The organism is Ralstonia nicotianae, assembly GCF_018243235.1.
In the GTDB taxonomy this organism is placed as follows: domain Bacteria; phylum Pseudomonadota; class Gammaproteobacteria; order Burkholderiales; family Burkholderiaceae; genus Ralstonia; species Ralstonia nicotianae.
In genome coordinates, this window is record NZ_CP046675.1 from 119698 (window position 1) to 134466 (window position 14769).

At 61.4% G+C, this 14769-nt stretch carries 7 protein-coding genes and 1 pseudogene; 1 reads left to right on the top strand and 7 read right to left on the bottom strand.

Annotated elements, in window-relative coordinates; genetic code table 11:
• Positions 1-1425: 1425 nt before the first annotated feature.
• A pseudogene (locus GO999_RS17220) lies at positions 1426-2284 on the bottom strand (IS5 family transposase).
• 177 nt (positions 2285-2461) lie between these two features.
• Between GO999_RS17220 and GO999_RS17225 the strand changes: the two are divergent.
• A complete protein-coding gene (locus GO999_RS17225) occupies positions 2462-6535 on the top strand; it encodes a calcium-binding protein (protein WP_211907018.1) in 4074 nt (1357 codons plus the stop codon).
• Between the two features lie 216 nt (positions 6536-6751).
• Here the strand turns inward: GO999_RS17225 and GO999_RS17230 are convergent, their stop codons facing one another.
• The 6 genes from GO999_RS17230 to GO999_RS17255 form a co-directional block, all read right to left on the bottom strand.
• Positions 6752-7930, bottom strand: coding sequence for an acyltransferase family protein (locus GO999_RS17230; protein ID WP_118872609.1), 1179 nt, complete (start codon positions 7928-7930; stop codon positions 6752-6754).
• 94 nt (positions 7931-8024) lie between these two features.
• Positions 8025-9299 carry an RNA polymerase sigma factor gene (locus tag GO999_RS17235; protein WP_211907019.1) on the bottom strand — a complete coding sequence of 425 codons (1275 nt, stop codon included), beginning with the start codon at positions 9297-9299 and terminating at the stop codon, positions 8025-8027.
• Between the two features lie 30 nt (positions 9300-9329).
• Positions 9330-9761 (bottom strand): YciI family protein, encoded by a 432-nt coding sequence (locus tag GO999_RS17240; RefSeq protein WP_011003935.1) that lies wholly within the window; start codon positions 9759-9761, stop codon positions 9330-9332.
• Between the two features lie 363 nt (positions 9762-10124).
• Positions 10125-11792 carry a cyclic peptide export ABC transporter gene (locus GO999_RS17245; protein ID WP_211907020.1) on the bottom strand — a complete coding sequence of 556 codons (1668 nt, stop codon included), beginning with the start codon at positions 11790-11792 and terminating at the stop codon, positions 10125-10127.
• Between the two features lie 109 nt (positions 11793-11901).
• Positions 11902-13515 (bottom strand): MBL fold metallo-hydrolase, encoded by a 1614-nt coding sequence (locus GO999_RS17250; RefSeq protein WP_211907021.1) that lies wholly within the window; start codon positions 13513-13515, stop codon positions 11902-11904.
• 227 nt (positions 13516-13742) lie between these two features.
• Positions 13743-13949, bottom strand: coding sequence for an MbtH family protein (locus tag GO999_RS17255; RefSeq protein WP_011003938.1), 207 nt, complete (start codon positions 13947-13949; stop codon positions 13743-13745).
• Positions 13950-14769 lie beyond the last annotated feature (820 nt).

Sequence of the window (14769 nt, forward strand, 5' to 3'; positions counted from 1 at the left end):
GCTACACACCGCGATCTTCCTTATCTCGCCTAGGTTAAAGTTAAGCCGGATGTTTGCGGGGCTCGCGAAAATGAATAAAAGTATGGAGTAAAAAATAAAAAAAGGAAATGAGTGTGTGGCTGCTTTTAATTAATAAAAATCTTCCCGGTCAATCTCGATGCGCGATTTTTATTATATGAGGCTAAGGGGTGTCTAGGTATTTTGCACTTGGGGGCGACATTGGGTAAAAAGGAATCTTGCGAATATTCCTACGGGATTCATAATTTTTGTCTATGGCCTGAAAAAATAAAGCGCGAGAACGCGCACCCATATCTTCTATCCACCAATTCCGCTGTGGAGAGAGGGCAAGCAGCAATCCTATCAACTTAATCCCCTATCAACCCGGAGTCCCGTGTTTATAAGGCCTTCCGGGTGGGTGGGGGATTAAGTGGATAGGATTAGGTGATGAAGATCGAAGATCTTGAGTCTGTTAAATCATGAAGATGGAGCGTCCGTGAAACGAATTGCGGTATGGTTGCTTGCTGGAGCGATAGGTTTGGCGTTACTCGTCGACTGGGCAATACCATCGAACGATGACCGTGCGTTCGACGGTGCCTTCGTCAAGATGGTTGGCGCCATCCCCTTTGACTCACCCGCCGCTATGAAGCAGGTTTTTCCCGAGTGCGGGAAGCTTGACATTCCAGCGGCGTGGGATTTTCCGGGCCGCTTTCCCAGATACGAATGCGTTCTGCAGTCCGAAGTCGTACACACGATTTTTATCTCGCGCGATAGGAAGCTAGGTCAATCGAGTATGAGTTTATCTCCATCGCCCGAGAAGTGTGTTGGTGTGCGTTCTTTTAAGAATAGTGTGTCGAAACGTTGGCACGTTGAGTCGCCAGATATCAGGAGCTCCACACCGGGTCAATCGCAAGAAACTCAGCGCTGGTACATATGGGGCAACGAGGATGGCTCCTACGGTTATTCCGCGATCTTTCTTCCTGATGGAGTAAGACCGGTTCTGCTAGTAGTTGAGGCCTATCGCGGATGCATCATTCAGGCGACCCTTAGTCTCCGCTGAAATTTCCAAAAGCCGTACGCACCCCATTGATAAGCAAGACACTGTGGGGGTGATTCGCTCCTGCATTGATCTATATATTCATCGCCCTTTTGATTAAGGGCGGTTTGGCTCCGTGGCCGGGAGGGGCATGATGGCGAGTTCGTGACCGAGTTGACTATTCCCGCAAAGTCCGAGTTTGCAATTTATATCTTGTTGTGCCGTGAGCCCCGTTGACTACCCTTCAGGTATTAGTCGAATGTCCGCGTAGTGAGTATTTCTGATCTTAGTACTTGCGAATGATATTTTCGTTTTGTGCATCGCGGGAAGGAAGTGCCAATGGAGTACGAATTTCCCCCGTTTTAGGGTCTTTCCTGACGCGCTTTGCGCGCTCAGGGCGCAATGCTTCCAGGGCTGGTCAGCAACCGCTCGCTTGGCGAGCACCAGATTGGCTAGGCCAAACAAGCTGAACAATTGCGCCGTGTTCTTGGCCAAGCCCTTGTAACGAACCTTGCGATGACCAAACAGATTCTTGATGACATGGAACGGATGTTCGATCCGCGCCCGGATCTGAGCCTTGCGCCTCTCCACTGTGATCAGCAAGTCCTTGATAACACCTTCGCGCATCGCTGTCATCTTGCCGCGCTTGGCAGCGACATGTCAGTGCGTGCCCAAGCCCAGCATCTCATCGCGCTTCTCAACGCCGGTGTAGCCCGCGTCGCCAAACGTATCGGTCTCGTGACCATGCAGCAACGCGTGGGCCTGCGAGACATCGGACTCGTTCGCTGCCGTGCCAACCACGCTGTGCACCAAGCCCGACGAGGCATCCACCCCGATGTGTGCCCTCATGCCAAAGTGCCACGCATTGCCTGTCTTGATCTGGTGCATCTCCGGATCGCGGCTCTTCTCGGCGTTCATGATCGATGGCGGTGCCTCGATAATGGTGGCATCCACGATCGTGCCCTCCTTCATCATCAGCCCACGCTCGCGCAGCATGATGCCGATCTCGTCGAGCAGCTTGCGAGTCGGGTCATGCTCGATCGGCAGGCACCGAAACTTCTACAGCGTGGTCGCATCCGGCCCGTTCGGCGGCCGCCCTCGTTCTCCTTTCGGGTAGTGCGGCTCGACTGCTGCAACCAGCCGCGATCATGGAACGACCTTCTTTATATCAGTCAGGAAACGTTCGCGCTTGGTTATACGTCTCTTGGCCGCGTACTCCGCTTCCGAGAAGCTGGTTTGCCCCTTCAACATCGTGGATCCAGTCCGTGAACTTTCTTCTACAACGTTCTCGGCTACGTCAGCGACTACCGCCAAGCTTGATAGATCAGCATTTCCTTGGTGTTGGGCAGAATTTCGTTTGTGAGTTTGATTAAAGGTTTCCGCTTCCGGAAACCGAGTGTGAAAATTTAGATAACGGGGAGAGTTAAGATGGGTGAAAATATTTGCTTTCAGGTGCCGATTTATGGATTCAATGGGGGGTATAACCCAAAGAGCCCGCAAGACAATGTTGTGGGATATGTGTCGGCTACATATTTGACGAATCAATACGGGGATTGGGTTATGGACCCGAATGGAAATCCTTATATTGTTCCTGTCGGCTATGATCCCGAGAATACTATTTCTCGCGCTCAAGCCTCTGGTTTTAGTCTCGATATGTTCTCTAACTATCACACCGGAGGACCTTACGATTTGCAGCGAGGCTTTGATGGACAAAGTTTCGGCGGATTTGTTCCGGCTTTTACCCCGTTGGCGTCATACGATTTCGGTCTTGCCGTTACGGCGAGTGGTGGGAATTTTATAATTGGGGCGGAGATTGCGGGCGGGCTGCAAAATGCGTGGAATAGTCTTTTCAATGAAAAGGTTGATGCGAGCGGGGATTTTCTAAATAACCCGAAAAATGTGGCGAATGAAATTCGAGGGTTCCAAGACTACACCAATGGATCCTATGCGAATGGGGACTATTTGGGTAATTACGACAAAGAGATTCCTTATGCCAGTGTGGGTCAGGTACTTAACGCGCTCGAGCGCCTCGGGTACGAGGTGCATTTCGGGAAATTTGGTATAACTCGAGCGATTCTTAAGGGGCCTCGTGGAATTTCGGATTTGGTTAATCGAATATTTCGTGCTGTTCTATTTAATAGTGGGTCGGACCCGCTTGCCATTGATTTAACTGGAAATGGAATAAAAACTATTGGCGCCAGCCAATCAGGAGTGATGTTTGATACAACAGGATCGGGTAATTCCGTTTCTACCGGGTGGATTGCCGAAGGCACTGGATGGCTTGCCTATAACCCATCGGGGGCTACAACGCTCACAAGTGAGACTCAGCTGTTTGGTGCCGCCTCCCTCCTGCCAAATGGGAAGTACGCGACAGATGGATTTCAAGCGCTTTCACTTTTGGATAGTAACGGTGATGGCGTAATCGATACCCAAGATCCTGAATTTGCCAATTTGCGCGTGTGGGTCGGTGCTCCCTCAAGTGGAAGCTCCGATCCAAATATGCCTGCTGGCCAAATGCTTACCCTGCAGCAGTTGGGTATCGTAAGCATTTCTTTGAATGAGCAGCCCTCCTGGATCAATACTGGTGGTACCGGGGTCGAAGTCAACACCGAATCGTCGTATGCGACTGTAACATGGTCGGATGGTCGTCAGACCACGATTGGTGCGGTTAACCTAACCGGAAACCCTTTCTATCAAAACCTGGCAACCCCAGCCCAACTTCAAACCTCTGGCGACGACGCTGCAAATGCAATACCACTTATGCAAGGAAGCGGCGCTATGTACGACACCAGAACTGCCGCGCAGCTTTCGCCCTCTTTCAGTGGTTTGCTGCAGAAATACAGCACTTTGACCTCCCGTGCCGATCAAATTGCTATGCTGCCACAACTCTTGGCTGTGTGGGGGGGGACAAGTAACTTTCAGGCGCTGATGGAAAGAAATAGGTGGGGTTACTCAGATCCCTGCTATGTCTATAAATTTGACGGAATTCAGCAGTATGCGAACACTAATGTCCAATTAAATCCTGGTGATCAATCTAATTGGACGGATGCCTACCGTAATATGGTAGGCATAGTTGATATTCTGGAAAAATTCAACGGGCAGCTACTTTACGATCCGGCGAGTACTGGGGCGTTGTGGGGGCACAACCGTGCTTTTCTTTCATATAACCCGGGTGGCGAGGCGGGTGATGGAAAATCAGCGAGTATATTCGTTAGCCCAACGTATTCGATTGACGTTAGCGCGAGTCAAGTAAGCGCTTTGGTGCAGGGTTATCAGGCTCTGGAGCGAAGTGTTTATCAAGGGCTGGTCTTGCAAACTAGGCTGATGCCCTATTTGAATGCTATTGGGCTGAATGTCGATTCGAAGGGGGCGACAGGAATTAGAGTTGACTTCAGTAAGTTTAATAATTTGTTGGATGGGAAATTTTCTACTGATCCAGTTAACGCGATGGTTGACTTGGCGGAGTTGACGGCGTCGGGAAGTAGTCTTCTCAGTGCAGTCGGCTATGATCCAACGGCCCGACTTAAGCAATGGGCAATGCAGCTGCAGAGCAGTGGTCAATGGCAGAATTTCCTGGGTCAGTTCAGTGATGGCATAGAGGCTGACTATAGTAACGGTGTATTTAATATGCTCAGTTCTGCTGGAAACGGCATATTCCTGACCAGTGCTGACAGTTCGACTGTGCAGGACAACAATGGAAGCAGCATCCTTATTGCCACCACGGGTAACGATACTTTAATTAGCGGAAAGGGTAACGACACACTGGTTGCTGGTATTGGGTATACCTACATGGCCGGCCGGTCTGGCGCGGATACCTACGTTTTCGAGCGTGGCGACGGGATCGCCGAGATGGAGACCAGCGGCGGGCAGAACAACGTGCTGCAACTGACCAACTACAACCGCAGCGATCTGGTGCTGAGGCAGGACGGCAACACGATGGTGCTGGACTTCGGCAACGGTGACGTGGTGCGGTTGCACGACTACTTCCTGCGCCAGCAGGTGTGGGGCGGCGACGTGGGCATGCGGTCGGTGCAGTTTGCCGACGGCACGCAGATGTCGATCGCGGAGTTGGCGGCCAGCGCGAACACGATTCGCGGCAACGGCGATGGCACGTTCAGCGGCGGCTGGGGCAACAACATCCTGATCGGTGGCGCGGGCAACGAGACGCTGGTCGGCGGGAACGGTAACAGCACCCTGGTCGCCGGTGTCGGCAACGACCTGCTGCAGGCTGGCAGCGGGAACAACACCTATGTCTACGCTCAAGGTGACGGCGCGACCGCGGTCGATAGCAGCCGCGTGCAGAGCAGTTCGCAGAACGTGCTGCAGTTGACCGGCTACAACCAGAGCAACCTGCAGGCGCTGCGCCAGGATGGCAACAACCTGATCCTTGACTTCGGTGGCGGAGATACCGTCAAGCTGAGCGACTTCTTCCTGCACGCGCAGAACAACGCCGGCAGGTCCGACCTGAGCGCCGTCCTGTTTGCCGATGGCACCCAGGCCACGATGGCGAGCCTGATGAGTACCCTGGGCCTGCATCTGGCCAATGGCAACCAGACTTTCAGGCTGCCGCTCTCGACACCGGTCAAGATCTATGGCGGGACCGGCAATGAAACGATCCAGGGCGGCACCAACAACAGCGCCGATACCATCGTGGCCGGCGTCGGGTACAGCTATATCACCGGCTTTGCCGGAGCTGCCACCTACGTTTTCGGGCGTGGCGACGGGATCGCCGAGATGGAGACCAGCGGCGGGCAGAACAACGTGCTGCAGCTGACCAACTACAACCGCAGCGATCTGGTGCTGAGGCAGGACGGCAACACGATGGTGCTGGACTTCGGCAACGGAGACGTGGTGCGGTTGCACGACTACTTCCTGCGCCAGCAGGTGTGGGGCGGCGACGTGGGCATGCGGTCGGTGCAGTTTGCCGACGGCACGCAGATGTCGATCGCGGAGTTGGCCGCCAGCGCAAACACGGTCCACGGCAACGGCGATGGCACGTTCAGCGGCGGCTGGGGCAACAACATCCTGATCGGTGGCGCGGGCAACGAAACACTGGTCGGAGGGAACGGCAACAGCACGTTGGTGGCGGGGGGCGGCAATGACACGATGGTTGGTAGTACCAGCGGCAGCAATCTCTATGAGATCCAGGCTAGCGCAGCAAGTGACACCGTTGTGAACCGTACCGGCGGCACTGCGAACTCCAGTACGCTGCAGTTCGACGGCGCCAACAGCGATCAGCTGTGGTTCCAGCATGTCGGCAACGATCTGTTGGTGAGTGTGATCGGCACGTCCACCCAAGTATCCATCTCGGGCTGGTACACCGCGACGAGCAACCACGTACAACAGATCACTGCCGCAGATGGCAAAACCCTGGCAGATGGCCAGGTGGATGCTCTGGTGCAAGCAATGGCTTCGTTCCACCCGCCATCGGCGGGAACCATGACCCTGCCGCCTGATTACGAGGCGCAACTACAGCCCACGCTATCCGCGAACTGGCGTTAAACCAACAGCGGAATGCCTTGTTAGCACTTCGCTTCTGAGGATCCCCCCTTGAATTCCCCATTCAGGGGGGCTTAAGAAATCTCATGCTGACTGGCTACCCCGACGGGTAGCCGTTTTTTTTCCATTCCGCATAGAGGCTGATTTTTGCGATACGCGTTTACATTGCGTTCGTCTTCACACGCCTGTGACTTAAACCGTAAGTTTCCCATCTAGCTTTCATGCGTTCGCGTCGATAGACGACTGGCCGTCTCCCCCAGTCTTGGATGGACGACTGGTGACAGCCCCCAGCCGCGCACGCCACGCATGCCCCCAGCCCCGCAACCACGCGACGCTCCTGTGCCCGAGCGCAATGGACGGCAGCTCGACATAGCGGTGCAGCAGCGTCGCCGCCAGCAGTGTCAGCGTCAGGTTCGCGCCGAAGTGCAGCAGTTGCGCGCCGATCCACTCCGGCGCCAGTACGCCCACCAGCCGGTGCATGCCCTCGATCACGGACGGATGGACGAGGTATAGCGCATACGACAGCTCGCCGAGCCACACGGCCACGCGCGGCACGCGCAGCGCGCCGCAGTGCTCCATCGCCACCAGCCCCGCCAGCAGGGCGCCGGCCGGCAGCCCGCGCAGCAGCAGGTCGAACTTGGGCACGGGCCCGATCACCGAGACGACGAAGGCGGCCACGCCGGCCAGCAGCAGCAGGCGCGCGCGTGCGGGCGTGAGCCGATGCCGGTGCGCCGCATACAGCCAGGCGAGCCCCGCGCCGAGCAGGAATTCCAGCACCAGCGGGTTGGCTGCCATGGCCTGCAGCGGCGTGGCCCAGGCATAGAGGGCCTCCGGATCGCCGAGCACCACGCTGCCATGCCAGAACGGCACGATGACCGTGGTGGCGAACAGCCCCAGCGTCACCAGCCACAAGGCCCGGCGGCCGAACAACGCCAGCCCGAGCGCGCACAGCAGGTAGAAGAACGCCTCGTAGTTGAGCGACCAGCCCACGTAGAGCGCGGGATATCCGAAGTAGGGCGCATCCGCGTTGGCCTGCGGCAGGAAGGCCAGCGAGGTCAGCAGCACACCGCTAGACACCGGATTGAGCCAGGCCGAATGCAGGATCGACATCAGCCAGTACGGCGGCCCCAGGCGGAAGGCGCGCTTGATGAGGAACGCGCCGGGCGGCTCGGGGCCTTTCGGTCCGAGGATCGCCACCCAGGCAATGATGAAGCCGCTGATGACGAAGAAGACGTCCACGCCGACGTGCCCGCGCTTGACCACGTGCTCGGTCAGCCAGGCGAGCGCGGGCAGGTCGGCATGGGCCAGCGCCAGGCCGGAATGGAAGATCACCACGTACAGCGCGGCGAAGCCCCGCAGTGCCTGGATGCTCTGGAGAGAGGCGGAAGGACGGTTCACGCAGGATGAGCGGCCGGATGGAGCGGGAGCGCCATCGGCATGCAATGCAATCGGCAACCTGACCTAGCACAGCACGCAATCGGCGTGCCACGCGCTAGTCGTCGGGCCGGCACCGCGCTGCGCGTTCGAGCAGCAGCGTGCGTTCCTGCCGGTTGCGGGCCAGCGCTGCGGCGCGTTCGTATTCGGCGTGGGCCTCGTCCATGCGGTTGAGCCGGGCCAGGAGGTCCGCGCGCACGCTGGGCAACAGGTGATAGCCGCGCAGCGCAGGCTCGGCGAGCAGCCGGTCGGCGATCGCCAGGCCGGCCGCCGGGCCATACGCCATGGCCACGGCAACGGCGCGGTTCAGCTCCACCACCGGCGAGGGCGCGATCTGCGCCAGCGCGTCGTAGAGCGCGGCGATGCGCGGCCAGTCGGTCTGCGCCGCCGTGCGGGCGCCAGCGTGGCAGGCGGCAATGGCCGCTTGCAGCCCGTAGGGGCCGAGGCCGTGCCCGCAGGCTTCGGCGCGCGCGAGCGCCGCAAAGCCGCGCTGGATCAGCAGGCGATCCCAGCGCTGGCGATCCTGGTCGAGCAGCAGGATGGGCCGTCCGCCCGGCCCCACGCGCGCGCGCAGCCTCGAGGCCTGCAGCTCCATCAGCGCCACCAGGCCGTGCACTTCGGCTTCGCCCGGCATCAGTCCCGCCAGGATGCGGCCCAGGCGCAGCGCTTCGTCGCACAGCGCGGGGCGGGTCCAGTCCTCGCCGGAGGTGGCGGCATAGCCTTCGTTGAAGATTAGGTAGATCACCTGCAGCACGGCGCCGAGCCGCTCGGTGAGCTGCCCCGGCGCCGGCAGCTCGAACGGCACGCGCGCCGCCGACAGCGTCCGCTTGGCGCGCACGATGCGCTGCGCGATGGTCGGCTCGGGCACCAGGAAGGCGCGGGCGATCTCATCGGTGGTCAGGCCGCCCAGCAGGCGCAGCGTGAGCGCCACGCGCCCTTCGTGCGGCAGCACCGGATGGCAGGCGATGAAGACCAGGCGCAGCAGATCGTCGCCGATGGCCTCGTCGCGCGCGGCTTCGGCCTCGGCATGGGCCAGTTCCTGCTCGATCTCCTGCTCGATGCCGAGCTGCGCATGCTTGCGCTGCGCCAGCGCGTGGTGGCGCAGCCGGTCGATGGCGCGGTGCCTGGCGGTGGCCGTCAGCCACGCGGCGGGGTTGTCGGGGATGCCATCGGCGGGCCATTGCTCCAGCGCCGCGACCAGCGCATCCTGCGCGAGCTCTTCGGCCAGGCCCACGTCGCGCAGCCGCCGCGCCAGGCCAGCGATGATCCGGGCCGATTCGATGCGCCACACCGCTTCGATAGTGCGGTGGATGGCAAGGGGCGGATCGGCCATGGCGCGACGCGGCGTCGGGCGGGGCCGGCCTTACTGCTGGCGGGCGGCCAGTTCGGCGCGCAGGCGCGCTTCGCGCTCGCGCTCCTCGGGCGTGAAGGCTTCGCCGAAGTCTTCGGCCTCGAAGATGCGGCGGATCTCCAGCCGCACATTGCCGCCCCCATCCATCGCCGGCCAGCGCTTGCACCACTCGAGCGCTTCTTCCAGCGATTTCACCTGCAGGATGGTGTAGCCGGCGATCAGCTCCTTGGCTTCGGTGAACGGGCCGTCGATCACGCCCGGCTTGCCGCCGCGGAACTCAACGCGCGCGCCGGCCGCGCTCGGGTGCAGCCCCTCGCCGCCCAGCAGCACGCCGGCGTTCGCCAGGGACTCCATGTATTTGCCCATCTCGGCAAGCAGCGCTTCGGAGGGCATCACGCCCGCTTCGGTGTCCGGGTCGGCCAGTCGCAGAACCATGAATCGCATGGTCAATCTCCTTGAGTGAGTGGGAGCCGCAAGAGGTTCGCGTCTCTACGGATACGTCGAATGACGCCCTGGCCGGATCGACATCCCAGTCCGCCTAAGATGTAACAAGGTGTAACCGCACGGTGCCCGGGGCTGCCGGGATTCTGCGCCGCCGCACCGCAGCAAAGCAAGGCGGGCGGGGCTGTCGAGGGCGGTGGTGGGGCGCGAAGACGTCGCGCTGCGTTGGCATGGCGGCCGGTGTGCTGCGCTCCGGATGGCACGCAGGCCACGCGCCCCTTGCGTGCCGCGCTGTGTGGGGTGCCTGTCCGGTGCTGTCTTCGGCGGGTGCGCGCGCCGATTGCCCGGCGCCCTCGCAAGGCGACCCTACGTCGCCGCCAGCGTGACCGGCGCGGATGCTGCCGGCAGGACCGACGCCGGCGCGCGCTCGACGCAGCGCCCTTCCTCGAAGTGCAGCCAGCGGTCGGCGCAGCCGAAGTACGGCTCGTCATGGGTGACCGCGATCACGGTCTTGCCGAGCGCCTTCAGGCGTGGCAGCTCCGTGTGATAGAACCAGCGCCGGAACGCCGGGTCCTGGTCGGCCGCCCATTCGTCGAAGACGTAGATGGGCCGGTCTTCCAGCAGGGCCACCAGGTGCGCGAGGCGCTTGCGCTGGCCGGTGGAGAGCTTGAGCGGTGAGAACGAGCGTCCGTTCAGCGCGGTCAGGGCCTGCAGGGCCAGGCGCTGCAGATGCGCGTCGATCGCGCCCGGGGTCGGCGCGTCCAGGCCCCAGAGCGTCGGGAACAGGTGGTAGTCCGAGAAGATCGCGGAGAACAGGCCGCGATAGCGCTCGAGGCTGTCAGGATCGACGGGATTGCCGTTCCAGCGGATGCGGCCGGCATCGGGCGCCTGCAAGCCGGTCAGCAGTTTCAGAAAGGTCGACTTGCCCGAACCGTTGCTGCCGGTGATGAAGACGATCTCGCCGCGCCGGATCGACAGGTTGACGGGGCCCACCTCGAAGCCCTGGCCGTTGACGGGCAGATAGGCGTAGCGGACGGCTTCCAGTTCGATGCCGGCCAGTACCGGTGCGGGCTGCGGCTGTGCGGTCTGGCCGTCGGCGGCCGGCTCGTCCGTGAGCTGGTGCTCCAGCGCCTCGATATGCCGGGCGGCCGCATCGGCCTGCGTGTACATCGGCAGGATGCCGGCGAACTGGTTGAGCGCGCCGGCCAGGAACAGGATCACGGCCACGATTTTCACCAGCAGCAGCGGCTGCGTCGTGTCCAGCAGCGGCAGGATGAAGACCACCGAGCCGATCAGGCTGTACAGGATGATCTGGATCAGGATCAGGTGATCGCTGACGGTCACGTAGGCCGCGCGGTTGCGCTCGGCGCTGTGCCCGGAAGCGGCGGCCAGCTCGGCGTGGAGCTCGCGCTGCCGGCGGGCATGCAGCTTGAGTTCCTTGAAGCCGCCCACCAGGTGCCCGGTCAGGCCGAGCAGATCGGTCTCGGCATGGGTCGCGGCTTCCATCCTGGCGTGGATCACCCGCATCCGGATGGCATGCAGCAGCAGGCTCAGCACGACCACGACCATGCAGATGCCGAACGCCATGGGCGACAGATACGCCAGATAGGTGATGGAACAGAGGAACAGCATGCCGGCCTGGCTGGCGGCCAGGATGGCGGAGGAGGTGGCGGACACCACCTTCAGGTCTTTCTCGAGGCGGGTCAGCAGGTGGCCCTCGCTGATGCGCTCGAAGGTCTGCAGGGTCGCCGAGGCGAGCTTGCCCATGATGCGCAGGCGCACCGCATGAATCGCCTGTTCCACGCACGCGGTGGTGAGCCGCGACGTGATGCCCTGGGCCAGGACGAACAGCGTCAGCGCCGCCGCGGCCCACGGCAGGTAGCGCCACATCAGCGACCTGTCCGCTTCGCCGGCGGCATGGGTCAGGATCGCCAGCAGGCCGGCGCCGCCCAGGCCGGCCGCAGCCTGCGAGGCGGCCACCATGAGCATGGTGGACCCGTTGGAACGGCCAAGCAGCAGTTTCGTGATCCGCATATCGATTCCATTCGTCCAATCGTCCAATGCCGGTACGGCGACGCCATGGCCGGCTGCCGCAGCGGCCCGGGCGAGGCACCGCTCAGGGTTCCCGAGCCGGCCGGCGCCGTTACGCTTCGACCGGGGCCGCGTCTGCGTGGAAGGTTTCCTTCATGCAGTACAGGCGCTCGGCGACGATGCCCCGCTCGCGGCAATAGTCGAGCAAGCGGTTGGATTCCACGATGGGCAGCGACGTCTCGGTGTACTTCACCGCCATGATGTGGTTGAGCCAGGGCTCCTGGCCCATGGCGTAGACGTAGACCTGGCTGGGCCCGAACATCTCCACCAGTTCGCGGGCCCGCGCGAAATTGCTGCCCGACAGGGTGCGCGAGCGATCCTGCTCCCAGGTCAGCGGCTCGCTCAGCAGCGGGCCGTAGAGCCACGACAGCGGCGCGCCGTCGCACTCCATGCCCAGGTACAGCACATCGATGTCGCCGACGATCTCATGCGCATGCCGGTAGACCTGCGGGTCGATGATGCAGGCGTCGGCGGCAAACAGGGTCGACCATCCGCCGATCGCGACGTGATAGCAAAGCTTGGTGCGGATGCCCAGATCGGCGTGCTCGCCGAGAAACGGCAGGCCGGTCAGCTTGCCGCCCGGCAGCTCCAGGCTCTCCAGCTCGTCGAGCTCGACGACCCGCTTGAAGCCGAGGGCCTGCAGCGCCAGCTTGAGGCTCGGATCCTGCAGCTCGCCGTTGCCGCCGCGGGGCACGATGACCGTGCCGATCATGTGGCGCAGCTGCAGCAGGGTTTCCAGCAGGACATGGTCCTGGTGGTTGTGCGTGATCAGCACGTAGTCGATGAACGGCGGCAGATCTTCGTAGGTGTAGCGGGAGTTGGCGCCCCGGTAGGGAAAGCTCACGACCGGATCGGTGATGAGCGAGAACGCGCGGGTCTCGAGCAGCAGGCAGGCATGGCCGAAGAAGCGGATGCGCGCCTGCTCGCCCTGATAGCGCTGGCGCGCCGCGGGCGGCTCGCTGGTGAAGAAGGAACGGAACAGCGCCCGGCTTTCCTGCGCGATGCCCAGTTCTTCGGCCAGCCGGCTCACCGGGGTGGGCTCGTAGCGCGCCCGGAAGAACCGGTCGAGCACCGGGGATTCGAATGGCAGCTGGACGCAGACCGAAGTCGCATCCGGCAACCGAGGCGTGCTGAGCACGAACGGCCGATGATCGTTCTGGGTGACGTGCAGCTGCAGGCTTTGCGCGGTGCGGTCGTAGTACGCGCTGCGGTACAGCAGCGACTCGTAGAGGCGGAACGTGGGCTGGTGCCGCGCATCGTAGAACAGCTCGACATAGCCGCGCAGGCAATCCGGCACCTGGGTGTACAGATCGTCCAGGCCAGCGCCGGTGGCGGCACGTTTGAGCAACGCGTTCAACTGGTGGACGCCTTCCGCGAAGGCGATCAGCCGGGCCTGTTCGCTGCGCGTCTGCTCGATCAGGCCTTGTACCTCGGCCACCCGGGATTCCGCATAATCGATGAAGGGGCCGCCCAGCATCTTGGGATTCTTGACCGCGGCGACGTGTACCTTGGGCGCGTGCACGAACGACGCCATGATCTTGAGATGGCGCCCCACGACATTCATGGCCAGCGTGGCCGGCGAGATCAGGTGGGTCCAGGCATACCAGCCGGATACCAGGGGTTCGGCGACGATGTCACCGCGTAGATAAAGTTCATCAGCCGACATCAAGGTTCTCCTGAGAGGAATGGGCCGTCGGGTGGCGCGAGGCGACGGGCTCGCACCCGGCATCGCTCACCGGGTTCACGCAGCCCGGCCGCCCGGCGGGCGGTGCGGAGGCCGCCGGTGGCGGCCGTCAGGCCGGGCGGGTTGTCTTTCCCGGCTGCCGGCCATGTTCGGCGGGGCATTTCGATTGCCCGGTCCAGGCGCAGGGGCTCCGAAATGCGCCCAACCGTTCACTGGCGCTGACGGAGACTGGCCGGGCGCATGTCGGTCCAGACCTGGTCGACATAGTCGATGCACGCCTGCCGGTTTCCGGCCATGCCTGTTTCACGCCACCCGCCGGGGATCGGCAGATCCGAACGCCATAACGAATACTGGCCCTCGTCGTTAACAACAACGCAAAAATCCGATGGCGCTTCGCCTGTGCTGGTGCGGTTCATGTTTGCATTTATAAAGATTTGGAAACATTTCCGGGAATTACGAATGCGCGAATGCCGGTGAGTTTCTACGAAAAAATACTGCCCACCGTTTGGTGGCAGGATGGTGAAGTGGCGGTATCAATGTGCCGATCTCGAGCCGCGATCCGATATTGCCCTTCGGGAGGGTATTGCATCGGTTGACCTCTTGTCGTCCGAAAATCGATGGTTATGAAGGCTGGCACAGGCTAGGGCGGGTATGTCACATGTCTCATGCCAGGAATATGGCGCGGACACGCCCTGCTTGGTCAAAAAAATCCTTTCAGATCAGTCGGTTGGCCGGATTTCCATGATGCGGGCCAAGGGCTGCCTGGGCGCCGTGTCTTGCGTGGGGAAGGCGGCTGCGGCTTGCGGATGTTCAGCGTCGAGGGCGCTCCTGTCCACGCGGCCGCCCAATGCGGGCAGTATGTCTGTGGAGACTCGCATTATCGAATCGGGCGGAATTGGGCGCGTTTTACTTTTTGCGCAAAGTCCCGCTTGTCATCAGCGGTTTGCTAGGCGCGAGCGGCATGTTAATCTGCGCGGCATTCTTCATCAAGTCCCGGTGTCGCGGCTTCGTATAACCAAACTGACACCTGGACACGCGAAACTGATCCATTAAATGCGCACGCGAGCGTGAGTTTTCATGCGAGCGCGGTGCGCCGAAAGCACGCGTTTCCCCGATGAGAAGCACCTCCTGCGTTTTCGTTATCTGCCGGAAAAAGACCCGCTGGCGGACCGGGTGTCCGCTGCCGGTCGCCCGCGGCGACGGATCGCTCGAGCGCACGGAATCCCACTAAAACCA